Annotated in this window: 18 protein-coding genes and 2 pseudogenes; 9 read left to right on the top strand and 11 right to left on the bottom strand. The window is 67.1% G+C overall.

The window, feature by feature from the left end:
* Positions 1-153: 153 nt before the first annotated feature.
* Positions 154-1077: pseudogene (locus tag AC1DK4_RS15550) on the top strand (heavy metal sensor histidine kinase); the annotation flags it as partial.
* Here the strand turns inward: AC1DK4_RS15550 and AC1DK4_RS15545 are convergent.
* From AC1DK4_RS15545 to AC1DK4_RS15535, 3 genes are read right to left on the bottom strand one after another with little or no spacing between them, the layout of a single operon-like run.
* Positions 1052-2536 (bottom strand): efflux transporter outer membrane subunit, encoded by a 1485-nt coding sequence (locus tag AC1DK4_RS15545; RefSeq protein WP_441619798.1) that lies wholly within the window; start codon positions 2534-2536, stop codon positions 1052-1054. The pseudogene AC1DK4_RS15550 and the gene AC1DK4_RS15545 overlap by 26 nt on opposite strands.
* Complete coding sequence (locus AC1DK4_RS15540) at positions 2533-3801, bottom strand: efflux RND transporter periplasmic adaptor subunit (protein ID WP_441619796.1); 1269 nt, start codon at positions 3799-3801, stop codon at positions 2533-2535. Before AC1DK4_RS15540 ends, AC1DK4_RS15545 begins: the two co-directional genes overlap by 4 nt.
* On the bottom strand, positions 3798-7040 hold the full coding sequence (locus tag AC1DK4_RS15535; RefSeq protein WP_441619794.1) for an efflux RND transporter permease subunit: 3243 nt from the start codon (positions 7038-7040) through the stop codon (positions 3798-3800). Before AC1DK4_RS15535 ends, AC1DK4_RS15540 begins: the two co-directional genes overlap by 4 nt.
* 357 nt (positions 7041-7397) lie before the next feature.
* Here AC1DK4_RS15535 and AC1DK4_RS15530 point away from each other — a divergent pair, with 357 nt between their 5' ends.
* The 3 genes from AC1DK4_RS15530 to AC1DK4_RS15520 all read left to right on the top strand — a co-directional run bounded on the left by AC1DK4_RS15530 (position 7398) and on the right by AC1DK4_RS15520 (position 9728).
* Positions 7398-7727, top strand: coding sequence for a DUF4148 domain-containing protein (locus AC1DK4_RS15530; RefSeq protein WP_441619792.1), 330 nt, complete (start codon positions 7398-7400; stop codon positions 7725-7727).
* 346 nt (positions 7728-8073) lie between these two features.
* Positions 8074-9186: a catalase family peroxidase gene (locus tag AC1DK4_RS15525; protein ID WP_441619790.1), complete on the top strand. Its 1113-nt coding sequence runs from the start codon at positions 8074-8076 to the stop codon at positions 9184-9186.
* Positions 9183-9728 carry a cytochrome b gene (locus AC1DK4_RS15520; protein ID WP_441619788.1) on the top strand — a complete coding sequence of 182 codons (546 nt, stop codon included), beginning with the start codon at positions 9183-9185 and terminating at the stop codon, positions 9726-9728. The genes AC1DK4_RS15525 and AC1DK4_RS15520 overlap by 4 nt, the downstream gene beginning before the upstream one ends.
* A 208-nt stretch (positions 9729-9936) precedes the next feature.
* Here AC1DK4_RS15520 and AC1DK4_RS15515 read toward each other — a convergent pair whose 3' ends face one another.
* The 7 genes and pseudogenes from AC1DK4_RS15515 to AC1DK4_RS15485 all read right to left on the bottom strand — a co-directional run bounded on the left by AC1DK4_RS15515 (position 9937) and on the right by AC1DK4_RS15485 (position 16788).
* A complete protein-coding gene (locus AC1DK4_RS15515; RefSeq protein WP_441619786.1) occupies positions 9937-10173 on the bottom strand; it encodes a hypothetical protein in 237 nt (78 codons plus the stop codon).
* A 504-nt stretch (positions 10174-10677) separates the two neighbouring features.
* Positions 10678-10809 (bottom strand): annotated as a pseudogene (locus AC1DK4_RS15510) (AraC family transcriptional regulator); the annotation flags it as partial.
* Between the two features lie 84 nt (positions 10810-10893).
* Positions 10894-11883, bottom strand: coding sequence for a Bug family tripartite tricarboxylate transporter substrate binding protein (locus tag AC1DK4_RS15505; RefSeq protein WP_441619784.1), 990 nt, complete (start codon positions 11881-11883; stop codon positions 10894-10896).
* Between the two features lie 40 nt (positions 11884-11923).
* Positions 11924-13876, bottom strand: coding sequence for an acyl-CoA synthetase (locus AC1DK4_RS15500; RefSeq protein WP_441619782.1), 1953 nt, complete (start codon positions 13874-13876; stop codon positions 11924-11926).
* A gap of 2 nt (positions 13877-13878) precedes the next feature.
* A complete protein-coding gene (locus AC1DK4_RS15495) occupies positions 13879-14685 on the bottom strand; it encodes an enoyl-CoA hydratase/isomerase family protein (protein WP_441619780.1) in 807 nt (268 codons plus the stop codon).
* 29 nt (positions 14686-14714) lie between these two features.
* Entirely contained in the window at positions 14715-15899 is a 1185-nt protein-coding gene (locus AC1DK4_RS15490; RefSeq protein WP_441619778.1) for an acetyl-CoA C-acyltransferase, read from the bottom strand.
* A 280-nt stretch (positions 15900-16179) separates the two neighbouring features.
* Positions 16180-16788 (bottom strand): TetR/AcrR family transcriptional regulator, encoded by a 609-nt coding sequence (locus AC1DK4_RS15485; protein ID WP_441619777.1) that lies wholly within the window; start codon positions 16786-16788, stop codon positions 16180-16182.
* A 313-nt stretch (positions 16789-17101) separates the two neighbouring features.
* On the opposite strand from AC1DK4_RS15485, the gene AC1DK4_RS15480 reads away from it, so the two are divergent.
* The 5 genes from AC1DK4_RS15480 (at position 17102) to AC1DK4_RS15460 (ending at position 22746) form a co-directional block, all read left to right on the top strand.
* On the top strand, positions 17102-17608 hold the full coding sequence (locus AC1DK4_RS15480; RefSeq protein WP_441619775.1) for an SRPBCC family protein: 507 nt from the start codon (positions 17102-17104) through the stop codon (positions 17606-17608).
* Between the two features lie 150 nt (positions 17609-17758).
* Positions 17759-18259, top strand: a complete 501-nt coding sequence (locus AC1DK4_RS15475) for a (2Fe-2S)-binding protein (protein WP_441619773.1) — start codon at positions 17759-17761, stop codon at positions 18257-18259.
* Positions 18252-20627, top strand: coding sequence for a xanthine dehydrogenase family protein molybdopterin-binding subunit (locus AC1DK4_RS15470; protein ID WP_441619771.1), 2376 nt, complete (start codon positions 18252-18254; stop codon positions 20625-20627). Before AC1DK4_RS15475 ends, AC1DK4_RS15470 begins: the two co-directional genes overlap by 8 nt.
* The gene (locus AC1DK4_RS15465) at positions 20624-21553 is read left to right on the top strand and encodes an FAD binding domain-containing protein (RefSeq protein WP_441619769.1); all 930 of its coding nucleotides are present in this window, start codon (positions 20624-20626) and stop codon (positions 21551-21553) included. Before AC1DK4_RS15470 ends, AC1DK4_RS15465 begins: the two co-directional genes overlap by 4 nt.
* Positions 21554-21558: 5 nt before the next feature.
* Positions 21559-22746 (top strand): thiolase family protein, encoded by a 1188-nt coding sequence (locus tag AC1DK4_RS15460; protein WP_441619767.1) that lies wholly within the window; start codon positions 21559-21561, stop codon positions 22744-22746.
* A 38-nt stretch (positions 22747-22784) separates the two neighbouring features.
* On the opposite strand, the gene AC1DK4_RS15455 is transcribed toward AC1DK4_RS15460, so the two are convergent.
* Positions 22785-23588 (bottom strand): SDR family NAD(P)-dependent oxidoreductase, encoded by an 804-nt coding sequence (locus AC1DK4_RS15455; protein ID WP_441643433.1) that lies wholly within the window; start codon positions 23586-23588, stop codon positions 22785-22787.
* Positions 23589-23900 lie beyond the last annotated feature (312 nt).

Raw genomic sequence — 23900 nt, 5'->3', positions numbered from 1 at the left:
TTCCACCCGGCAACCGCGGCACATAAGATGCTGGCAAAGGGTTGGGCGTAACCGCGATCGGTGCGCCAGCCCGATGCTCAGCCAGGTCGAGGTAGTCGCTTGTACAACAATCAGAGCTTGCAAAGGAAGGAAATCGCCCCGCTTTCCAGGGCTTGGGAACTGCTGGACCGCTACCGCCACCGGCTCTACCTGGCCGGCATCGGCGGTGCCCTGCTGGCCTTCCTGATGGGCTTCCTGCTGATCCGCGAGTCTCTCAAGCCGCTCGCCGAGATCGCGCACCACGCGCTGGCGGTGACGGTGGCGCGCCTGAACACCCGTCTCGACGTGCCACACGCGCCGCGCGAACTCGATGTCCTGCAGAATGCGCTCAACGCCATGCTGGGTCGTCTCGACCACGGCTTCGCGCGTTTGTCGCAATACACCGCCGACCTTGCGCATGATCTGCGCACACCCCTCGCCAACCTGCGCGGCACCGCCGAGGTGGCCCTGGCGCGCCCGCGCACGGCCGACGAATACCAGGCCGCGCTGGAATCCAACCTGGAAGAGTGCGGTCGCCTGGAGCGCATGATCAGCAACGTGCTGCTCTTGGCGCGCACCGAACATCCCGAGTTCGTGGTGCAGCAGCAGGAATTCGAAGTGCCGGCGGAGCTGGCGCGGATCGCCGACTACTTCGAAGGCGTGGCCGAGGACGCTGGCGTGAAACTGCAGGTGGGCGGCCACGCGCACCTGCGCGCCGACGTGGAACTGTTCCGCCGCGCCATTGGCAATCTGCTTGCCAACGCCATCCGCTACACCCCGCGCGGCAGCGGGATTTCGCTGTCCGCCACGACCGGCGCGCAGGTCGTGATGGTCACCGTGGCCAACGCCGGCACCCCCATCGACCGCGCCTTGCTCGAGCGCATCTTCGACCGTTTCTACTGCGTCGATCCCGCGCGCAGTTCCAGCCAGCGTGCCACCGGCTCGGCCGGCCTGGGCCTCGCCATCGTGCGCAACATCATGCATCTGCACCGTGGCAGCGTGCGCGCCGAGAGCGATGCCGCCGGCACGCGCTTCATCCTGAGCTTCCCGGCGCCGTAGCCGCCGGGTCTTGCCAGCCGCCGCCGAGCGCCTTGAGCAGCCGTACGCTGGACTGCATGCGCCGTCCCTGCACCTGGACCAGCGTGCGCTGGTGATCCAGCGCCAGGGTCTGTGTCGTGACCACGTCCAGGTAGCTGGCGGCACCGGCCTGGTAGCGGTTGTTCGTCAAGGCCAGCGAGCGCGCGGCGGCCTCGCTGGCGCGCTGTTCGCTATCGGCCTCGTGCGCCAGGCCCTGCAGCGCGGACAGATTGTCTTCCACATCCTGGAAGGCGGCTAGTACGGTCTGGCGGTATCCGGCCACGCCGGCATCATAGGCGGCGGTGGCGCCCGCCAGCTCGGCCTTGCGCCGGCCGCCGTCGAACAGCGTGCCGACCAGTTGCGGGCCAAGCGCCCAGAACAGGCTGGGCGCGCCCAGCCATGGCGCGAAGAAGGAGCTTTCCAGTCCGGCGCCGGCCGACAGCGCGAGAGTGGGAAAGAAGGCGGCGTGGGCTTCGCCGATTCTGGCGTTGGCCGCCGCCACGCGGCGCTCGGCGCCAGCGATGTCGGGCCGGCGCTGCAGCAGTTGCGATGGCAGCCCCACCGGAATGTCGGGCACGCGCAGCGGGCCGGCCTGCGGCGGCAACGAGAAGCTCGATGCCGGCGTTCCGGTGAGCGCGGCAATGGCGTGTTCCAGCGTCTGGCGCTGGATCGCGAGCTCGTCGGCCTGGCTGCGCGTACCCTCCACCTGCAACTGGGCCTGGGCTACCGCGGCGTCGTCTGCCGCGCCGATGCGCTCCTGCGACTGCACCATCGCCAGCGCGGCGGTGTAGGCCTGCAGGGAGGCATCGAGCAACTGCCTTTGCAGGTCCAGGGCGCGCAGGCCGAAGTAGTCGACTGCCAGTTCACTGCTGACTGCCAGTCGCATCGCCTCCAGGTCTGCCTGGCTTGCCTGTGCGTCGGCATGAGCCGCATCGGTGGCGCTGGCCACGCGACCGAACAGATCGGGCTCCCACGAAGCGGACAGCGCGGTGCTGTAGTCGTTGACGGTCTTGCCGGCAAGCGAGTGCCCCAGTACGTTCTGCGAAGTGCGCGCGCGTGCCACGGCTACGCCGGCGGCGACCTGGGGGAAGAAGGCGGCACGCTGTACGTTCACCATGGCGCGGGCCTGCTGCAGCCGCGCCGCGGCCTGCTTCAGGTTCTGGTTGGAGACCTGGACCCTGTCCTCCAGCGCATCGAGGCCGGGTTCCTGGAACACGGCCCACCAGCTTCCGCGCGCAACCATGTCGGCCGGCACCGCCACCGCCCAGCCCTTGTCCGCGCCCGCGGCACCTGAGAAATGCGCCGGCACGGCGGTTGCGGGCGGATGGTAGACCGGTGCCGAGGCACAGCCGGCCAGGGCGCATATCACGCAGGCAGCGATGGCCTCGCGCGCCAGGCGCCACGAACGCGGTGCGCGCGACGGCATTGATGATGTCTTCATGGCGCTCTCCCTGGTCCCTGTCGCCGGGCGGCGGCGACCGCCGCTGCCTTGGCTGGCGGCATCGCCGCGGGCGTTGCCGTATCCGTGGCGCCGGCGGCGACGACATGCACCGCCTCGCCCGCGCCGATGGCGTCGCCCGGGTTGTTGATGACGCGATCCGTGCCGCTGATGCCCGCCACGACTTCGACATAGGTGCCAAAGTCGCGCCCGAGCGTGACGCTGCGCAGCGCAACCTTGTTGTCGCTGCCGGCAATCGCGACGATGACGCCCGCGGGCCGGAACAGCAGCGCGCTGACTGGCAGCTGAAGGGCCGGCATGGCCGATCGCAGCATCAGGTGGGCCTCGGCGAAGGCGCCGGGCAGCAAGGTGCCGTCAGCGTTGTCGACATCCACTTCGGCGCGCAGCGTGCGCGTAGCCGGATCGAGCGAATCGGTGGTGCGTGCCACGCGCGCGGCAAAGCGGCGGCCGGGATAGTCCTGCACGGTCAGGTAGGCCGGCGTCTGCGGCGTCACGGCGGCCGCGGCGGATTGCGGCACGTCGACGAACACGCGCAGGGTCTGGGTCTGCTGAATATGGAACAGCTCGCCCTGGGCACCGGCCACGCCCGGAGTGCCGCTGGCCGTGACCAGGGCCCCCACGTCCACGCGGCGGGCGGTGATCACGCCATCGAATGGCGCCTTGACTTGCTCGTAGGAGACCAGCTCCTGCAACCGCGCCACATTGGCCCGGGCCGAGGCCAGCAGCGCGCCCCTGGTGGCCAGGTCGGCCTGCTTGGTGTCGGCGTCCTGCCGGGAGACCGAGTGGGTCTGCACCATCTCTTGCCAGCGCTGCGCGGTGACCTTGGCCAGGTCCAGGGCGGCCTGCGCCGAGGCCAGGTCCGCCACCGCCTGCCGCAGCTGCGCGTCCAGCTCTGGCGTGCGGATCACCGCCAGTAACTGGCCGGCCTTGACGCGAGCGCCGATGTCGGCATACCAGCGGTCGACAAAGCCGCTGGTGCGCGCGTAGATGGCGGCGTCGGCATACGGCATCACCGAGCCTGGCAACAGCAGCGCCTGCTCGGCGGGCGCCGGGTGCGGCGTCACCACCGACACGTCGACGGCATTCTGTGCGGTGACCTGGCGCGCCAGCACGGTGCCGGCGCGCAGCCGTGGCACGATGCCGGCCGCCAGCAGCAACGCCACCCCACCGGCCAGCAGCGTGGGTGCCAGCCACGCGCGCCGGCGGGATGCGGTTTGGGGCGGGCAGCCCTCGTTTGGCGTGTTCATGAAGACTCCTTGGATTGCTGTTGGGGCGTAGCGGTGAGCGCGGTGCCAGCGCCGGCGACAGGCCCGGCCGCCGGCGCGCCTTTGCGCCTGGCCAGCCAGGCATGCACCGCGCCAAATACCACTGGTACGAACATGAGCGTGGACACGGTTCCGAATGCCAGCCCGCCGATGACGGCGCGGCCGAGCGGGGCGTTCTGCTCGCCGCCGTCGCCAAGGCCCAGCGCCATCGGGAGCATCCCGATCAGCATGGCCAGCGCGGTCATTAGCACCGGCCGGAAGCGGGCGAAGCCGGCGTGCAGGGCGGCCTCGGGCGGGGCCATGCCGCCCTGCATCGCGTCCCGCGCCGCGTTGATCACCAGGATGCTGTTGGCGGTGGCAATGCCGATGCACAGGATGGTGCCGGTCAGCGCCGGCACGCTCAGCGTGGTGCCGGTGGAGAACAGCATCCAGGCGATGCCCGCCAGCGACGCCGGCAACCCGCTGACGATGACGAACGGATCGATCCACGACTGGAAGTTCACCACCATCAGCAGGTAGACCAGTACAACCGCCAGCACCAGCCCGGTGCCGAGCCCGCGATAGGATTCCCGCATCGACTGAACCTGTCCCCGCAGCACGATGGAAGAGCCGGGCGGCAACTGCGCGCGGGCGGCATCCACCAGCCGGCTCGCGTCGGCGGCGACGCCGCCGAGGTCGCGTCCCTGCACGGAGGCGAAGATGTCGAGCACCGGCTGCACGTTGTAGTGCGAGACCACCGCCTGCTGCGAGCTGCGCGACATGGTGCCGAGCGTGCCGAGCGTGCCGAGCTGGCTCTGCGCGCCGGTGCCGGCGGCGCTGTTGCCCACAGGCAGGTTTGCCAGCGTCTGCAGCGAATGGATGTCGTACTGCGGCACCTCGGTCAGCAGCGGATAGCTGACGCCGTTCTTGGGGTCCAGCCAGAAATTGGGCGTGGTCTGCGCGCTGCCGGAAAGGGAAATCAGCAGGTTCTGCGCCACGTCATGCTGGGTCAGGCCCGCCTGCAGCGCCTTGGTGCGGTCGACGTTGATGTCCAAGGTGGGCGCGTCCGCCGGTTGCTGGATGCGCGCATCGACCAGTCCACGCACGCTGCGCAGCTGCGACAGCAGGCGGTTGGCGACGACGCGATTCTCGTCGACGCGGCTCCCAACGATCTGGATGTCGATCGGCGCGGGCAGGCCGAAATTGAGGATCTGGCTGACGATGTCGGCCGGCAGGAAAGAGAAGGTGACGCCCGGGAAGGCCGCGGTAAGCCGGTTGCGCAGCATCGCGACGTAGTCCGCGGTGGGGCGGTGGCCCGGCTTGAGGCTGATCATCACGTCGGCGTCTTCCGGGCCGATGGGGTCGGAGGTGTCGTAGGTCAGGTTGATGCCACTGACCGGCACGCCGATATTGTCGAGGACGCCGCCGCGCTCGCCGGGCGGGATCGCGTCCCTGATGCGGCTCTCGACCTGATCGGTCAGCGCCGCGGTCTGCTCGATGCGCGTACCCGTCGGCGCGCGCAGGTGCAGGCGGATCTCGCCGGCGTCGACAGCGGGAAAGAAGTCACTCCCGATGAACGGCAGCAGCGCCAGCGAGCCCAGGCAGAACAGCAGGCACAGCGCCACGAAACGGCCCCGCTGCGCCATGGCCCACGACAAGGCGGCGCGATAGCGCTTGCGCAGCACCTCGAAACGCCGCTCGAAGCGCTGCTGGAGCCGTGCGAGAGCGGCGAAGCGGCCGTGGGGCCGGGCGTCGCCCGCGGCGCGCGCGCGCAGCAGGTACATCGCCAGCGTCGGTATCAGGGTGCGCGAGAAAAAGTAGGAGGCGCACATGGCGAACACCACCGCTTCGGCCAGCGGCACGAACAGGTAGCGCGCCACGCCGGACAGCAGGAACATCGGCACGAACACGATGCAGATCGACAGCGTGGAGACGAAGGTGGGCACGGCAATCTCGCCGGAGCCGTTGAGGATGGCGTCGTGCAATGGCTCGCCGTTCTCGATGTGGTGGGTGATGTTCTCTATGGCCACGGTGGCATCGTCGACCAGGATGCCCACCGCCAGCGCCAGGCCGCCCAGCGTCATGATGTTGATCGTCTGGCCCAGCGCGGAGAGCGCGGTCAAGGAAGTCAGCACCGCGAGCGGGATCGACACGGCGATGATTAGCGTGGCACGCCAGCTGCCCAGGAACAGCAGGATCATGGCGGCGGTCAGGCTGGCGGCGATCAGCGCTTCGCGCACCACGCCGGAGATCGCGGCGGTGACGAACACCGACTGGTCCGACAGCGTGCTGATATGCAGCGAAGGTGGCAGGGCGGCGCCGATCTGCGGAAGCATGGCCTTGACCCGGCTGATGATGTCCAGCGTCGAAGCGCTGCCGGTCTTCTCCACCTGCAGCAATGCGGCGCGCTTGCCGTCGCTGCGCACGATATTCGTTTGCGGCGCGTAGCCGTCGCGCACATGGGCCACGTCGCGCACGTAGATCACATTGCCGCCGACGCTCTTGACCGGCAGGTCGTTGAGCGCGTCCACGGTATCCGTGCTGCCGTTCATGCGCACGTTGTACTCACGCTCGCCCATTTTCGCGGTGCCGCCCGGCAGCGTGAGGTTCTGCGCGTTGACGGCGCTCACCACGTCCGCCGGCGTCAGGCCCTTGGCCTGCAGCGCGGCGGGATCGATGTCGATCATGATCTGGCGGACCTTGCCACCGAAGGGCAGGGGCACGGCGGCGCCCTGCACGGTGGCGAGCTGGGTGCGGATGAAGCTGTTGCCCAGGTCGTAGAGTTTCTGCTCCGGCAGCGTGTTGCTCGACAGGCCGAGTTCCAGCACCGGTACGGTCGAGGCGTTGTAGCTGATGATGTTGGGCGGCAGCGTGCCGGGCGGCAGGATGCGCAGGATCGAGGCCGAATTGGCGGCCGCCTCGGCGATTGCACGGTTGATGTCGGCGCCGGGATGGAAGAAGACCTTGACCACCGACACGCCGTTCAGCGATTGCGATTCGATGTGCTCAATGTCCTCCACGTCGGTGGTCAGCGCGCGCTCGTAGCTGGAGGTGATGCGGTGTGCCATGTCCTCGGCAGAGAAGCCGTTGTAGGACCACACGATGCTGACCACCGGGATATTGATGTCGGGAAAGATATCGGTCGGCGTGCGTTCGATGGCCAGTGGGCCCAGTACAAGCAGCAGCAGCGCGAGCACGATGAACGTATAGGGTCGCCGCAAGGCGAGTTTGACGATCCACATGGTTGGTTCCGGGCGAGAGATCGAAGGGAGGCTGCCTTCGATCGATAGGCGGGCAGCGCTTGGTGATGTCGCCAGTGTGGTGGCTGCGCATTTACCCGGTCCTGACCAATGCATTACGGAATTGTCATGTTGCGCGGGCGGCGCAGGCAGGATCACTCGGCGCGCACGGATGCCACGGATGCCATCGAGGCCAAGGTGACAAGCTTGTCATCAATTGGTCAGCCTGAGGTCACCGGGCGAGACCAACAATGGTTACAACTTGTCCGTCATCCCGACGCAAGTTCCACAACCGCCACGCGCAAGCGGGCCATCCCGTCGAAACACCGGAACACCGGAACACCGAAAGAGGTAACCATCATGAAAGCACTGATCCAAGCCGTACTGCTCGCCTGCACCCTGACAGTCCCGGCACTGTCGTTCGCCCAGAGCGTGCAGGGCCCCGTGACCCGCGCCGAAGTGCGCGCCGACCTGATCCGCCTGGAGCAGGCCGGTTACAGCCCGCACGGCGACGACGCGAACTATCCGCAGGATCTGCAGGCGGCCGAGGCCAAGGTGGCGGCCGAGACCGGCAGCGCAAGCACGGGCACCCCGATGCACGCGCAAGCGCAAGGCCAGGCGCGCCTGCACGCGTCGCTAGGCACGCCCGCTATCGACCAGGTGCGCAACGCCTTCCAGTTCGGCGCATGAGCGCCGCACGCTCGTGCGCGCCGCGCGCCCCGCTTGCCGCCACGCGCGGCAGGGCCGCGGTGCCGGTGCATGCGCTGGAGCGATACGCCAGTCTCCAGCGCTATTGCGCCGCTGCTGGAGTGCGCTGCGAGCAGGGTGGGCCGATGCGCCGCTCACCCGCAGTGCGAATCTGCAATGACCAGGCATGCGGGAAAAATTTCCTGCCGGGAACCTAGCAGAATCCTGATAACGGGCTACGCCCCGCACAAGCCGGAGATCACACCAGCTTTGTGCCGGGCCCGGGCCGCCATCGGTAGGAACTCGTATACAACGCACGAACTCGTGCCGCGCACGGAAAGGATTGGCTATGACTGACAACGTTGGAGGCCCCTTGGGGCAAAAACCCAAGCTGAGCGCCGGTGCGGTGGCGATCCGATATGGCGGCATCGGGGTGGCGACACTCGTGCTCGCCGGCGCCTTCGCCTATGCGGGCGGCTGGCTCTCACCGGATCGCCTTACGCAGGACAAGGTCGTTTCCGGCTTCGAAGCGGCGAACGGAAAGCACGCAGGGTTCCGTCGCAATCATGCGAAGGGCCTCTGCGCGACAGGCTGGTTCGATAGCAACGGTTCGGGATCAGCGCTTTCCCAGGCCAGGCTGCTAGCCCGCGGGCGCGTGCCCGTGGTCGGGCGAATCGCCTTCGCCGGCGGCATGCCATTCGTTGCCGATGGACCCAGTCTCGTGCGAAGCCTTGCTCTGCAATTCAAGCCCGACGGTGGACAGGAATGGCGCACGGCGATGGTGGATATCCCCGTTTTTCCCTTCAGCACGGTGCAGGCGTTCTACGATCAGATGATGGCGTCGATTCCCGATCCGAAAACCGGCAAGCCCGACCCTGAGAAGGCGAAAGCGTTTGCTGCGGCTCACCCGGATTTCGTGGCTGCCGTCGGCATCGTGGGCCATCGCGCCGTCTCGTCTGGTTTCTCGAACAGCACCTATAACGCACTGGATACCTTCCTGTTCGTGGACAGGGCGGGCATCCCGGTACCGGTTCGCTGGTCCGCCGAGCCTGTCCAGCCATTCGCGCCGGTCGGCAAGCAGCAGGGCGCCGATCCGAACTACCTGTTCGACGCGCTGATCTCGGAGGTGGCTCAGCATCCCGTGCAGTGGAAGATGGTGGTGACCGTCGGCCAGCCGGGAGACCCCGTCAACCCCGACAAGGCGTGGCCCGATGGCCGGCAGAAGGTCGACATTGGCACGGTCACGCTCGACAAGGTGTCGAGCGAAGACAGTGGTACCTGCACCGACATCAATTTCGATCCAACGATCTTGCCGGCCGGAATCGAAACGTCCGCCGACGACATCCCGAGCGCCCGCTCTGCAGCCTATTCGCGTTCCTTCACCGTTCGCGAGAACGAGCGTCGCGAGAAGCCGACCAGCGCAGTCACACCGCAAGAAGTGAATGCAGGAGCAAAATCATGAGAACCACCATCCAAGGCTTCTCGGCGCCGTCGCGGATCCTTCACTGGCTGATGGCAGCGCTGATCCTGGCCATGTTGTTCATCGGCATCGGCATGGTAGCGACCGTCTCCGGCCGCTATGCCTTGCTACTGTCGATTCACAAGCCGCTCGGCGTTGCCATCCTGGTGCTCGCGGCAGTACGCCTGGTGAACCTCCTGATCAACCCGCCCCCGCCGCTGCCGGCCGCGCTTTCGCCGCTCCAGCGTCTGGCGGCACGGGCTTCGCATGCCATGCTCTATGTCCTGATGTTCGCGATACCGCTGATCGGTTGGGGCATGCTCTCGGCGGGCGGCTACCCGATCGCGCTCTATGGGCAAGCACAACTGCCGCCCATCCTGCCGCACAGCGCCGCCTTGTATGCGACGCTGCGCAATGCGCACACCATGCTTGCATTCTTGCTGTTCGCAACCGTTCTGGTTCACTTCGCCGCGGCGCTGTATCACGGGCTGATCCGGCGCGACGGTGTACTGGAAGGCATGACTACCTGGAAGCCTCAGCGATAGTCGCGCCAACCCTCCTTGCAGCTACCACGTGAGAATGGCGAGCGTTCCCGAATCAGGGGCTCGCCGCTCGCGCCGCGGGCGTGCAGATTCCTCGCTGGTCGTGGCGCTGGCTTGGTCTCGTCAGGGACGATGGGTGCTGCCCCGACGTATCGGAGGCGATGATCGGCTTCGCGATGGGTGGATTGCCGCTGGGCAGGATCACATGCCGTCAGAGCCGTACCCAGAGCGCGACGACGACGGCCATCGCGCAACTTGCGGCACAGATTCCGATCCAGGCCACTGCCAGCAGGACGTCGCGCGGCTTGTCGATGTTGAAGGTGTAGCCGTACTTGTCGCCGCTGTGGGTGCTGGTGCGCGGATCGCTGGCGTTGGCCAGGGTAGCGGACAGGATGCTGGCGCCGATGAGGCCGGCCGCGGCAAGGAGGCGTTTGTCGCGAGTGGTCATGATGTTCTCCAGTCGGGTAGCAGGATGGTGCCGGCGCGGAGGTCCGGCGGGTAAGGCGCGGCGTTGCGCAACACAGCTTGCTTCGCGGATCTGCCTGCTTCTACAACTCGGCTGGAACAGGGAGCGCCTGGCATTCGGGTGTGTCGAGCAGGCTTGCTTTGCCTTGCTGGAAGAATAGATTGGTCCTTGCGTGTGCGCACTCGTGCATGGGTTCGTTGTACTAACGCATTGGTAGCGGCAAGTCATCCTTTGGTTTAGGTGTGGCCGCGATAGGCCATCGCTACCCGCCGATGACCTGTGCGGAATCGGCAAAGCACCTGTACCCGCGCCGTGGCCTGGGCCAGGCGAAGGCGGTGCATGGAGCCGGCAGCCAGCGCGTAGCCAGCGCAGCTTGCCACTGCGTGGCGTTCGTCGGGCCACCGCGGTGGCATCGAGCACTGCCGCCAGGATCATGGCCTCGGCATTGCACGGCCGCGGGCGGCGTGGCGCACGGTGTCGCGCAATTCACGCAGCCGTACGCGCGAATGCGGCTTTCATCTTCCAGCTATGGGGGGTCTCGCCGAAGAAGCGCTTGAACACGGTGGTGAAGTGCGATTGCGAGCGCAAGCCGCAGCTCAGCGCAACGTCGAGGATGTTCTGGGAATCGGGGGGCAGGGCCCGGATTCCCGGGGAACGCGCGCGCGCTGACTGCCCGCACGCCCCCGGGATTGGCCGGGTTGCCTATTGCAGCGTGATATGTTTCTCGGTGACGACCTTGGCCCAGCGGTCCGCGTCCTTGCGGATCTGCGCATCGAACGCGGCGGGCGCGGTGCCGCTCGGCTCGGTGCCCAGCTCCAGCAGCTTGGACTTGACCTCGGGCAGGGCGACTGCCTTCGCGACCTCGGCGCTGAGGCGGTTGACCACCGCGTCCGGCGTGCCCGCCGGGGCAAACAGGCCGAACCAGCCTACGTCGGCAAACTGCGGATAGCCTTGCTCGACGAAGGTAGGCACGCTTTCGAGGCCTTTCCATCGGCGTGGACCGGTCACGCCGATGGCGCGGACGGTGCCGGCCTGGACATGTGGCTTGATCGCGAGCGGGTCGACGAACAGGCCATTGATCTGCCCGCCGATCAGGTCCTGGATCGCGGGCGCCGAACCTTTGTAGGGTACGTGCATCATGTCGAGCCCGGTGGCGGAAGCCAGCAGTTCGCCCCAGAGGTGCGAGCCGGTGCCGGCGCCGAAGGAACCGAAATTGAGCTTGGTGGACGCAGCCTTGCCATAGGCCACGTAGCTTTTCAGGTCGGTCACCGGCAGCTTGCGGTCGACCACGAACACGACCGGCGATGCGGCGATTTCCGCCACGCCCCTGAAGCTCTTGATGGCGTCATAGGGCAGGTCCTTGAACAGCGCCGGCTGGATGCTGTGCGCCGAGTTGTTCATCAGCAAGGTGTAGCCATCCGGCGCGGCCTTCGACGCGATCGAGTAGCCCACTATGGTCTGCCCTCCCGGGCGGTTGTCCACCACGACCGGCTGCCCCATCTGCCGCGACAGGGCCGCGCCGAGGGTCCGGGCGATGATGTCGGTCCCGCCGCCGGCGGCATAGGGCACGATGATGCGGATCGGATGCGTGGGGAAATCCGCGGGCTTCCCGGCGCGCGCGGGGTGGGGCGCCAGCATCAGCAAGCTGGCGGCCCCGGCCGCGAGGTACGCGGCCGTGTTGGACCTGGTCATGGTTGTCTCCTGTTTTTTTTCGATCTACTCGTTTTTCGATCTACTCGTACACCACCGAGTACTTGATGGTCAGCGTGGCGAAGGCCGCGTCGATGGTCGACATGGCGGCATTGCGCTCGGCCGGGCCCATGGCGGCGGGCAGGACCAGGGTCGAAGTCAGTCCCAGGTCGCCGCGATCCTCGACACGGATGTCCTGCACCGGTACCGGCGCGTCGCTTGCGGCATCCGCGAGCATCTGTTGCTGGGCGCGCCGGATGGCGTCGCCGCGCAGGACATTCTTCTGGATCTTGCCGACCGCTGTCTTTGGAATCACGTCGACCAGGTAGAACTGCTTGGGCACAGCGGCGCGCTCGGGAATCACTTCATAGGCATAGTGCTTCAGGCGGCCGAGCGGGTAGTCGCTGCCCGGCTTGAGCGCGATGTAGGCAACCGGCAGTTCGCCGGCATGCGCGTCCGGGATGCCGATCGCGGCGGCATCGAACACCGCCGGATGGCGATAGAGCGCCTCCTCGATCATGCGCGGATCGATGTTGTTGCCTCCACGGATGATCAGGTCCTTGGCCCGGCCGGTCAGCCAGAAGTAGCCTTCCTGATCCCGGTAGCCGAGATCGCCGGTGTTGAACCAGCCGCCCTCGAACCAGATACCACGGTTGTGCTTCGGATCGAGATAGCCGGCAAAGATGTTGGGGCCGCGCACGATCACCACGCCGGGCTCGCCGGGCTCGCAATCGCGCACGATGCGGTTATCGGCCACCTTGACCGCCTTCATCTGCTGGTAGGCCTTGCGAAATCCGATCGAGCCCGTGCGCGCCTCGCCGTAGCGCGGGTTGCAGGCGCTCAGCGCGGTGCCTTCGGTCAGGCCGTAGCCTTCCATGATGACCGAGCCGGTCTTCTTGCCGAAGGCCTCGGCGATCGCGGTCGACAGCGGCGCCGTGCCGCAGGTCGCGGCCTGCAGCGAACTGATGTCGGCACCGTCGATCGGGATGTTCAGCAGCATGTTGACCACGCTTGGCACCATGCTGATGGTGGTGACGCGGAAGCGCTCGATGATGCGCCAGATGTTGCGGATCACCGAAGGGTCGCGCCAGCCGCCGGAGGTCAGCATGACTACCGAGGCCCCGCGCGCCAGCGGCATCAGGCAGTTGGTCAGCACGCCCGTGACATGGAACATCGGCACGCCGCAGACGCGCACGTCCTCGGGCTGGACGTCATATTGCATGCCGCTGACCCAGGCCATGAAGACCTCGTTGCCATGGGTGTGGAGAGCGAGCTTGGGTGTGCCCGTGGTCCCGCCGGTATGGAACATCGAAGCGGTGTCCGCGGGAGCGATCCGCCGCCCGCTGTCGAGCGACTCGGCGCTCAGGCGCGGCAGCTCGGCCAGGAGGTCGACGATGCCGTCCTCACTTGCGGGACCGCCGCCTGCCTTGATCCAGTGCCGGACTTCGGGCAGGTCCTGCCGGATCAGCATGGCTTTGTTCCATGCCTCGATATCCGCGTCGGGGCCGTAGACAATCACGGCCTTCGCCCCCGCATTGCTCAGCAGGGCACGGATGATCTCCGGCTCCAGCATCCAGTTGACGGGGCAGGCGATGCCGGCGGCCTCGCTGCCCCAGATTGCGTATTGCGACTCCGGCGCTACTGGCATGAGAATGCCGATCACGTCGGTCGGGCCGATCCCGAGCGAATGCAGCAGGTTGGCGGTCTGGGTGATGCGCCCGAACAGCTGCCCGTGGGTGACCGTGGTGGCGCGGTCCAGCTCGTCACCCGAGGCGAAGTGGTACAACGCCGGGGCGTCGGGCGCGCGATCGCGCGCCAGGCGCAGCAGATCGTAGGTGCTGTCGGGCAGCTTGCGCCCGGCCAGCGGCGTCTGCTCGAAGCGCTCGATGTCGGCCAGGGTCGCGACCTGCAGGCGGGGATGGTAGATATCCTGCGCCGGGTCCGCGGCGCCAGGCGCGTGCGCGCCGGCGGCGGTTGCCAAGGTTGCTTGCGTCATGATCAGGATCCCCGGTAGGCCGGACGGCGCCTGTTCAGGAAAGCGTCGCCGCCTTCGTGCATGTCATCGGTGCTGAAGAGCGTGGCGAAGGCGAGCTGTTCCATCATCAGCGCCGTGTCCAGGTTCGTGTCCTGTCCGTTGTTGATCATCAGCTTGGCCATGGCGATGGAGTGCGGCGACTTCTCCGCGATGCGGTGCACGTAGGCCTTGGCCTCCTCGAGCAACTGCGCGGCGGGCACCACCTTGTTGACCAGGCCGATGCGGTAGGCCTCGTCGGGCTTGATGATCTCGCCGGTGAAGATCATTTCCTTGGCGCGCGTTGCGCCGACCAGCCGGACCAGGCGCTGGGTGCCTCCGCGCCCCGGGATCAGGCCGACATTGGTTTCGGTCTGCCCCATCAGGGCATTGTCGGCGGCCACGCGCAGATCGCAGGCCATGGCCAGTTCCAGGCCGCCGCCGAAACAGGGTCCGGCAATGGCCGCCACCACCGGTATGGTGCTGTGATGGATCAGCGCCCACAGGTCAGACGAGCCGCTGGTGGGGCCGAACGCGTCGATCGGGCGGCGCTTGAGCATCTCGACGAGGTCGCCCCCCGAGACGAATGCCTTGGTGCCGCCCCACAGGACGATGCCGCGGATTGTCTTGTCGGCCATCAGCGACGACATCGCCGCGTAGATGTCATTGCGCAGCGCGCCGTTGAGGGCGTTGTACTTCTCGAGCCGGTTCATCGTGACGATGCCGCAGCTGCCATCCCGGTCGACGAACACGGTGTCGTATTCGGTGATGCCGGTGCTCGGGTTCTTGGTCATGTTGCTGTCTCCTGGCTTGTTGGCGCTTCTTAGTGGATGAATTCGAACAGGCCGGCGGCACCCATGCCGCCTGCCGCGCACATGGTCACCACGCCGTACTTCGCCTTGCGGCGGCGCCCCTCCAGCAGCAGGTGGCCAACCTGGCGCGCGCCGGTCATGCCATAGGGATGGCCGATCGCAATCGCGCCACCGTTGACGTTGACGCGTTCCTCGGGCAGCCCCAGCTGGTCGATGCAGTACAGCGCCTGGCAGCCAAAGGCCTCGTTGAGTTCCCACAGGTCGATATCGTCGACGGTCAGCTCGTTGCGCTCCAGCAGGCGGGGAACGGCGCGCACCGGCCCGATGCCCATTTCGTCCGGCTCCACGCCCGCGGTCGCCAGGCCGATGAAATAGCCGAGCGGCACCAGGCCGCGCCGTTCGGCTTCCTTCTCTGACATCACCACGAGCGCCGCGGCGCCGTCCGACAACTGGCTGGAATTGCCGGCGGTCACCTGGTATCCCTCGCCCTTCACCGGGGGCAGGGCGCTGAGCTTCTCCAGCGTGGTGTCGGGGCGGTTGCCTTCGTCGGCTTCGAGCAGGCATGCCTCCGAGACGGTTTGCCCGGTCGCCTTGTCGGTCACGCCCTTGGTCGTGGCAAGCGGCACGATCTCATCCTTGAACAGGCCGGCCTGCTGGGCACGGTCGGTGCGCTGCTGGCTGCGCACGGAGAAGGCGTCCGATCGTTCGCGCGACATGCCATAGCGCTTGGCCAGGATCTCGGCGGTATCGATCATGTGCARGTACACATCCGGCCGGTGCTGGGCAAGCCAGGCTTCCTGTTGCGCCGTCTTGAGCGTCACGGGCTGCGACAGGCTGATCGATTCGACGCCGCCGGCGACCATGACCGGCACCTTGTCGATCAGTACCCGCTGCGCAGCGAAGGCGACCGCCTGGAGGCCGGACGCGCAGAAGCGCGTGAGGGTCGTCCCGCTCACCGATACCGGCAGGCCGGCGCGAATGCCGCCGGCACGGGCGACATTGCCGCCGGTGGCCGCCACCGGCTGGCCACAGCCGAAGATGATGTCTTCGACTTCGGCACCGTCGAGCCTGGCGCGCCGCACGGCATGTTCGATGGCATGCCCGGCCATGGTGGCGCCATGCGTCTGGTTGAACGCGCCGCGGCCGGCCTTGCCGATGGGGGTACGGGCGTAGGAAACGATTACTGCGCGAGACATAGACTCTCCTTGGATGGTGGCTGTCGCGGGGGATTCCCGATCCCGGTCCGCAACGAATATAGACAGTGGATACATTAAGGCGGACCGATCCGGCTGGACGCGATGCCTGGATGGCATCGGCTGGCCGCGGAAGACTGCATCGGCTCATCAGTGTATCCACTGTCTACATGCTAGTGAGCGGATCTGGAGAGGTCAAGCGCTCAGCGTCGTTGCGCGGGTTTACCTCGATCTTGCGGTGAGCAATGGACGGGGGAAGACGGCGGCCGCCGGCCGTCGGCGGCTATCGGGATGCCTGCACGGCATCCACGATTTCGCTCGACAGCGTTTCCGAGCGCGCCGCGCGGGCGAGTACCAGGCCACCGACCATCGTGGCCAGCATCAGGATCGCATCCTTGCGCGAGGACTCACTGTCATCCCCCGCGATCAGCCGGATCAGCGAGCCGACGCGGGCCTCGAATCGCTTCCGGGTCTTGGCATCGAGTCGCGAGACATCCGTGCCGAGGGCGGCGATCGCGCAGCCGCTTTCCGGATGGTCGCGGTGCTTCTTGCTCATGTAGGCTTGAAGGATGGCACGCTTGCGCTGCTTCGCCGGCGCCGCGGACGCGGCCGCATCGAGAAAGGCCATGGTCTGGTCGAAGGCAGCGTCGACCGCGTCGGCGATCAGGGCATCCTTGGAATCGAAGTGCGCGTAGAAACCGCCATGGGTCAGGCCGGCGCTCTTCATCAACTGCGCCACGCCAATGCCGTTGACGCCGTGTTCGCGAAACTGGGCCGAAGCCGCCGAGATGATCTGATTGCGGGTTTCGGCCTTGTGATCTGGCGAGTAACGCACGATGGGGACTCCGTCATGATGAAGGGCAGCGACGCCCGTTGAAATGACGGCCATCATACATTCATGATGATGATGCCGGTGAGCCGGCTGTCATCGCTGTGCAATCTATAGTATGACGGGCATCATGGAATAACCAGGCCGAAGTGACGGATGCGGTGGAGCGGCGATCGTGCCTGGCTCTTCCTAGGGTAAGCACCGAGGTGGAAGTGAATTGCATTGCTTGACGACCCCGGATCGCCTGCCTAGGATGTAGACACCGGATAGATATTGCCTGCGTCGCCGCTGGCGCCGGCCGGATACGGTTGTGGCGAGAGCCGGAGCGGCGTGGCCAACCCGGGGCGAGTGACCCGACAGCGTGGAGGAATGAGATTTGGAACTGACTGGAAGGCAAGTCATCAAGGCGCCCAGGGCGGAGGTCTGGCGGCGCCTGAACGACCCTGGCACGTTGCAGCGGTGCCTGCCGGGGTGCGAGCACTATCAGAAAGCCGAGGGCGACGCCTATGACGCGGTGATCGTTGCCGCCATCGGTCCCATCAAGGCCCGCTTCAAGGGTACCGCCCGCTTCTCCGACCGGCAGGAGGGAATCGGCTATCGCATAGAGGGAACCGGCACCGGGGGCATGGCAGGCTTCGGCAAGCTCGACGCGGATGTCCGCCTGGAGGACATCGATGGCGGCACGTCCCTGCACTATGCCGCAGTTGCACAGATGGGCGGCAAGCTGGCGCAGATCGGTTCCCGGCTGGTGGGGGCGGTCGCCAACAAGTTCCTGGCGGATTTCTTCTCCCGTTTCGAGACACTGGTGATGGAATCGGGCGAGGGTGGTGCCGCCGTGGCGGCTTCCCCGCCGCAGGGCGCGCCAGTCGCCGCGGCGCAGTGATCCGTGGCCTGCGATGAGACGGGGATGAGGAGGCAGCGTGCCGGAGGAAGCTGGTTTCTTTTTTTTCATTCTTTAGTATGATGGTCATAATTCCATAGCGTGCGGCCGCCTCGCGGGCGGCCGGCACATAAAGGAGGCAAGGTGGCGCAAGTGAAGATACACAACACCATCAATGGCGTGAGCGCAAGCACCGAGACGGAGCCGAGGCAGCTCCTGGTGCACATGCTGCGGGACGCCATGCGCCTCACCGGCGTACACATCGGCTGCGACACCTCCCAGTGCGGAGCCTGCACCGTGCTGCTCGACCAGCGCACGGCAAGGTCCTGCACGGTGCTTGCCGTGCAGACCGACGGGAGCGCGATCCACACCATCGAGGGCATGGAGGACGATCCCACGGTGAACGTGCTCAAGGCAGCCTTCAATGAATGCCACGGCCTGCAATGCGGATTCTGTACGCCAGGGATGCTGCTTGCCGCGCGCGCGCTGCTGCTGCGCGTGCACTGTCCGTCGGAGGCGCAGGTGAGGGAGGCGCTGCACGGAAACCTGTGCCGGTGCACCGGCTACCAGAATATCGTCGACGCCGTCCTGCTGGCGGCGACAAGGCTTGCGCAGGGCAATGCGGTGGCCGTTGAGGAGCATTGCCATGAGTGAAGCCCCGCAAGACGCCACGACGCGCTATATCGGCAAATCCGTCAGGCGCCGGGAAGACCGGCGCCTGATGAGCGGGCGCGGCAGGTTTACGGATGACTTCCAGTTCCCCGGGATGGTATTCGCCGCCTTTGTCCGGTCTCCCTTCGCCCATGCGGACGTCCGCCATGTCGACACGGCGCAAGCGCTCGCGCTGCCCGGCGTCGTGGGCGTATTGACCTACGCGGATATCCAGGGAAAGGTCGGCGATATCCGTCCGAACTGGGTCGTGGGGGACTCGAAAGTGCCGGCCCATCCGCCGCTTGCCGCGGGGCGGGTGCGCTACGCCGGCGAGGCTGTCGCCATGGTGCTGGCAGGCACGCGAGAACTCGCGGCCGATGCCGCCGAGCTGGTGGCGGTCGAGTACGGGGAACTGCCAGCCGTGGCCGATGCGCAGGCGGCACTGTCTGCGGGCGCGCCGCAACTCCACGCCAATGTGCCGGGCAACCTGATCGGCGTCTACCGCGTCAAGGGCGGCGACTATGACGACGCGCTCAGGCAGGCCGACCGCGTGGTGTCGATCCGCCTGGTCAACCAGCGGCTGATACCCAGCCCGCTCGAGCCGCGCGCGCTCTGCGCCAGCTATGACCCGGTCGACGAGCAGCTGACTTTCATCGTGCCTACCCAGGTGCCGCATATGTCGCGGCGCTGGCTCTCGGAAGCCCTGGGCTGGCCGGAGCACCGGATCCGGATCGTCGCGCCCGACATCGGGGGCGGGTTCGGCGCGAAGATGCACTTCTATGCCGAAGAGGTGCTGGTAGCGTTTGCGTCCAGGCATTTCGGCCGGCCGGTCAGCTGGACCGAGTCCCGCAGCGAGAGCCATGTGGCCACCACGCACGGCCGCGCCCATGTGGAATATGTCGAAGCCGCGGTCAAGGATTCCGGCAAGGTACTGGGCATCAAGGTGCAATCGTTCGCCAACCTCGGGGCCTATCTTTCCAATATGGCCACCGGTATCCCGACGGTCAACACGGCCAGCTACGTCACGGGCAACTACCAGATCAGCTCGGTCGACGTCGAGGTCAATCTCGTCACGACCAACACCACGCCGGTCGACGCCTATCGCGGCGCCGGCCGGCCGGAGGCGGCCTATATCGTCGAGCGGATGATGGATGCGGTCGCCGGTGAGCTGGATATCGATCCGGTCGAGCTCCGGCGGCGCAACCTGGTGCAGGCCGACCAGTTCCCCTATCAGCCGCATAACAATGCGCGCGGAAAATGGGATAGCGGCAACTACCAGGCGTGCCTGGACAATGCCACCGAACTGGTCGACTACACCGGCTGGCGCCTGCGCCAGGCGGAGCTGCGGCAGCAAGGCAAGTACATCGGCATTGGCGTGACCTGCTACCTGGAACTGGTGGGCATGGGCATCTCCGCCCTGTTGCTGAGGGTCGGCTTCGATCGCGGCGGGTGGGAGAGCGCCCATATCCGGGTGCACTCCGACGGCAAGGTAACGCTGTTCAGCGGATCGATGCCGCAAGGGCACGGCCATGCCACCAGCTACGCGCAGATCGTGGCCGAGGTGCTGCAACTCCCGATGGAGGACGTCGATGTCGTGCAAGGCGACACCGACCGCGTGCTCGCGGGCCACGGGACGTTCAATTCCCGCTCGATGCCGGTCGGGGGCTCGGCGGCCTACCTGGCCGCGGGCAAGATTCTCGCGAAGGCCCGCAAGATCGCCGCGATCATGCTGGAGGCGCCGGAGGAGGATGTCCGCTACGCCGACGGCCGGTTCTCGACAGCGGCGGCGGACACCACCGTTGCGTTTTCCCGGGTGGCGCGCATGGCTTATGTCGCGAGCAAGTTGCCCAGGGATGTCGAGCCCGGGCTGGAAGAACGCGTGTTCTACGAGCCCACCTCGATGGGGGCGCCCAACGGTTGCCATGCGGTGGTCGTCGAGGTGGACATCGAGACTGGCATGGTAGAGATACTCGACTACGTCGCGGTAGACGATGTGGGGGTACTGATCAATCCCATGCTCTGCCACGGCCAGATGCACGGCGGTATTGCGCAGGGCATCGGCCAGGCCCTCTTCGAGGAGGCGAGGTACGACGAGGCGGGCCAGCTTTTGTCGGGATCGCTGCTCGACTACGGCTTCCCGCGGATCGAGCAGGTTCCCCGCATGCGCACCAGTTTTCACGTCTCGCCCTCGCCGACCAATCCACTCGGGGTCAAGGGCATCGGCGAGGCCGGCTGCGTCGGCGCGCCGCCGGCGGTGGTGGCGGCGGTATGCGACGCGCTGAAGCCATTCGGCATCTCCCATCTCGATATGCCCCTGACGCCGCCCAAGATCTGGCGCGCGATCCACGAGGCCAACAGGAGCGAGGCATGATCCCGTATCCGTTCGACTATGTCAGGGCAAGCAGCCTGCCCGACGCGCTCGCACTGCTGTCAGGCGATGCGGACGCGAAGCTGGTGGCCGGAGGCCATTCGCTTCTGCCCCTGATGAAGCTGAGGCTGGCCAGGCCGTCCCTGCTGGTGGACATCGGCCGGCTGCCCGAGCTGAAGGGCGTGGAAATCCACCAGGATCACATCTCGATCGGCAGTGCCACGACCCACGCCGAACTGGAGTCGGACAGCCAGCTGAGGGCATTGGCCCCGATGTTTGCCCGGGTTGCGGGCGTCATCGCCGATCCCGCGGTGCGTAATCGCGGAACCATCGGCGGGGCGCTGGCAAACGCCGATCCGTCGGCGGACTGGCCGGCTGCCATGCTCGCGCTGGAGGCCGAAATGGAGCTGGCCGGCGCCAACGGCACGAGACGTGTGCCGGCGCACGCGTTCTTCGTGGGGTTCATGTCCTCGGCCGTGCAGCCCGACGAGATCCTCGCCCGCATCCATATTCCCATGCCGGCCGCGCTGCGGGTCGGATACCGGAAGTTCCGCCATCCATCGTCGGGCTATGCCGTGGCCGCCGCCGCCGTCGCGCTGCGGTTCGCGGGGAGCCGGTGCGTGGGCGGCACGATCGGGATCACCGGCGTCGCCGACACGGCTTTCCGGCCTTATGCCGCCGAGGCTTTGCTGGGCGCCGGCTTCACGGGCGGGGCCGATGACATGGATCGCATCGCAATGGCGGCGTTTGCCGGCGTGACGCCGCTGACGGACAGCTTTGCCGATGCAGCGTACCGGCTTCAGCTCGGCAAGGTCATGCTGAAACGGGCGCTGGCGGATGCCATGGAGATAACGGGCCCGGGTGCCTGGCAGGCGCACCGTCCGCCCGGAGATTTTGCGAAACCGACAAGCAAGGAGTCAACGGAGTGAATGCGATGAAAGCAAGAGAAGTCGTGCTGTGCCAGCCGGTTCGCACAGCCATCGGGGCCTACAACGGCGCGCTCAAGGCTACGCCTGCGACCGAGCTCGGCGCGACGGTGATCGGCGAGACCTTCCGTCGTTCTGGCCTCGACCCGGCCCTGGTCGGCAGCGTGGTGTTCGGCAACGTGGTGCAGGCAGGCAACCGGATGAATCCGGCGCGGCAGGCCGCCATCGGAGCGGGCCTGCCGGTTTCGGTGCCCGCGATGACAGTCAATCGGGTATGCGGCTCCGGCGCGCAGGCCATTGCCACGGCGGCCGACGAAATCCGCCTCGGCTATATGGACGTGGCGATCGCCGGCGGCATGGAGAACATGGACCAGGCGCCCTACCTGATGCCTGCCGCCCGCTGGGGAAGCCGCATGGGCGATGCGGCGCTGCATGACAGCATGCTGCGGGACGGCCTGGTGGATGCGTTCTCGGGCGAACACTCCGGCTGGCATACCGAGGATCTGGTGGAGCGCTGCAAGATCAGCCGCGATGAACAGGACCGCTGGGCCGAACGCTCGCAGAGCCGTTTTGCCCGCGCCCAGGCGCAAGGCCGTTTCCTCGCGCAGATCGTCGGCGTGCCGGTGAAGGCGAAGGGCGGCGCGGTGATGTTCAGCGTGGACGAGGCGAATCGCCCGGACACCACGTTCGAGGTCCTCAGCCAGCTGCGGCCGGCGTTCCGCAAGAACGGCACCATCACGGCGGGCAATGCGCCGGGGCTCAATAGCGGCGCGGCAGCCATGCTGGTCGCCGAACGTTCCGTGGCCGAGGAAAGGGGACTGGCGCCGATGGCGAGGCTGGTGGCCTATGGCGTCGGCGCCGTGGAGCCGGGCCTGTTCGGCCTCGGCCCCGTGCCGGCCGTGCGCCAGGCCCTGGAGCGTGCGCAATGGGCGCTGGGCGATATCGAGCGGATGGAAATCAACGAGGCATTCGCGGCGGTGCCGCTGGCGGTTGCCGCCGAACTGGGCCTGCCGCACGACATCATCAATGTGGATGGCGGCGCCATCGCGCACGGCCACCCCATCGGCGCGACCGGCGCGATCCTGACCACGCGGCTGCTGCACTCGATGCGCGCGGACGGGATACGCCGGGGCATCGTGACCCTGTGCATCGGCGGCGGCCAGGGCATCGCCCTCGCGGTCGAGGCCCTGGCCTGAGCAGGCAGGCGAGGTGGCGAGGCGGCGAGGGACCGCTATCAGGCGCCCACGCCAAACCTTGCCGCCGGCGCGCTGCGCGAAAGGTTCGGGAACAGGGCCGTACGCGCGGATTCGTAGGCGTTCCAGTCGGCCACGTCGGGCAGTGACGGCACCGTGAAGACCTCGCCCTGGTCCAGCCCGGCGAGCGCCGCGTCGACCATGTCGTCCGCCGACATCACCCAATCCTGCGGCAGATTGTCCGCCGGCTGGCCGGCGACATCCCAGAACTCCGTGCGGGTCGCGCCGGGCAGCACGGCCTGCACGCGCACCCCCTTGTCGGCAAGTTCATGCTTGAGCGACCGGGTCAGCGCCAGCACGAAGGCCTTGGACGCGCCGTAGACGCCGTTCAGCAGTTCGGGGGAAATCGCCACGACCGAGGCAATGTTGATGATCGTGCCGGTACCGCGTTCCACCATGCCGGGAACGGCCGCATAGGTCAGCCGCGTCAGCGCCACCACATTCAGCTCGATCATCGACTGCATCTTGTCCACGTCAGAAGCCAGCAGCGGCGCGACCGCGCCCACGCCGGCATTGTTGACCAGCGTGGTGATGCTGGCATCGGTGCGCAGCAGCGTTTCGATGCGGCGGACGTCGGCTTCCGCGCCCAGGTCGGCCGTGACGATCTCGACCGAACGGCCAGTCTCGTCGGTCAGGCGCTGCGCCAGCGTCTCCAGGCGCTCGCGGTTGCGCGCCACCAGTACCAGGTCGTAGCCGCGCCGCGCCAGGCGGTCCGCGTAGATGGCGCCGATGCCGGAAGATGCGCCAGTGATCAGGGCCGTACCGGGTTGTGTGGTATTCGTCATGTCTTCTGCTCCAGTCTTGCCGTGGCCGACACCATGTCGGCCAGCACAGGAGCTAGAGTAGGCGCCAGGCCTGATGGCATCAATGTCGTAGATCCAACGTTTTAGGACATGGCCCCGCCAAGCTATCGCAGGAGGCAATTGCGCGGCACGAGCGGCCGGCACATGGCGGCGGTACCGCCCTGGACCGGCTGGCGCCGGGCTTTCGCAGGCCGGATGGCACTTGCCCCGGCGCACCCGGATGGCCTTCGCCTGCAATGCAATGCGGGTGGCGGGCAAGGTTGCAATGCGGACAAGATCGCACTAACTTTTATT

The sequence above is a fragment of the Cupriavidus sp. 05N38 genome (assembly GCF_056397345.1).
Note: the sequence above shows the minus strand (reverse complement) of the source record. Positions and strands in the feature narration are given on the sequence as shown.

Bases quoted from the DNA above. Each gene is read 5' to 3' on its own strand.
- AC1DK4_RS15505 (WP_441619784.1), bottom strand. From the start codon at position 11,883: ATGACCAGGTCCAACACGGCCGCGTACCTCGCGGCCGGGGCCGCCAGC.
- AC1DK4_RS15470 (WP_441619771.1), top strand. From the start codon at position 18,252: ATGAGTGAAGCCCCGCAAGACGCCACGACGCGCTATATCGGCAAATCC.
- AC1DK4_RS15515 (WP_441619786.1), bottom strand. From the start codon at position 10,173: ATGACCACTCGCGACAAACGCCTCCTTGCCGCGGCCGGCCTCATCGGC.
- AC1DK4_RS15460 (WP_441619767.1), top strand. From the start codon at position 21,559: ATGAAAGCAAGAGAAGTCGTGCTGTGCCAGCCGGTTCGCACAGCCATC.
- AC1DK4_RS15485 (WP_441619777.1), bottom strand. From the start codon at position 16,788: ATGATGGCCGTCATTTCAACGGGCGTCGCTGCCCTTCATCATGACGGA.
- AC1DK4_RS15455 (WP_441643433.1), bottom strand. From the start codon at position 23,588: ATGACGAATACCACACAACCCGGTACGGCCCTGATCACTGGCGCATCT.
- AC1DK4_RS15465 (WP_441619769.1), top strand. From the start codon at position 20,624: ATGATCCCGTATCCGTTCGACTATGTCAGGGCAAGCAGCCTGCCCGAC.
- AC1DK4_RS15545 (WP_441619798.1), bottom strand. From the start codon at position 2,536: ATGAAGACATCATCAATGCCGTCGCGCGCACCGCGTTCGTGGCGCCTG.
- AC1DK4_RS15495 (WP_441619780.1), bottom strand. From the start codon at position 14,685: ATGACCAAGAACCCGAGCACCGGCATCACCGAATACGACACCGTGTTC.
- AC1DK4_RS15525 (WP_441619790.1), top strand. From the start codon at position 8,074: ATGACTGACAACGTTGGAGGCCCCTTGGGGCAAAAACCCAAGCTGAGC.
- AC1DK4_RS15500 (WP_441619782.1), bottom strand. From the start codon at position 13,876: ATGACGCAAGCAACCTTGGCAACCGCCGCCGGCGCGCACGCGCCTGGC.
- AC1DK4_RS15520 (WP_441619788.1), top strand. From the start codon at position 9,183: ATGAGAACCACCATCCAAGGCTTCTCGGCGCCGTCGCGGATCCTTCAC.
- AC1DK4_RS15540 (WP_441619796.1), bottom strand. From the start codon at position 3,801: ATGAACACGCCAAACGAGGGCTGCCCGCCCCAAACCGCATCCCGCCGG.
- AC1DK4_RS15535 (WP_441619794.1), bottom strand. From the start codon at position 7,040: ATGTGGATCGTCAAACTCGCCTTGCGGCGACCCTATACGTTCATCGTG.
- AC1DK4_RS15530 (WP_441619792.1), top strand. From the start codon at position 7,398: ATGAAAGCACTGATCCAAGCCGTACTGCTCGCCTGCACCCTGACAGTC.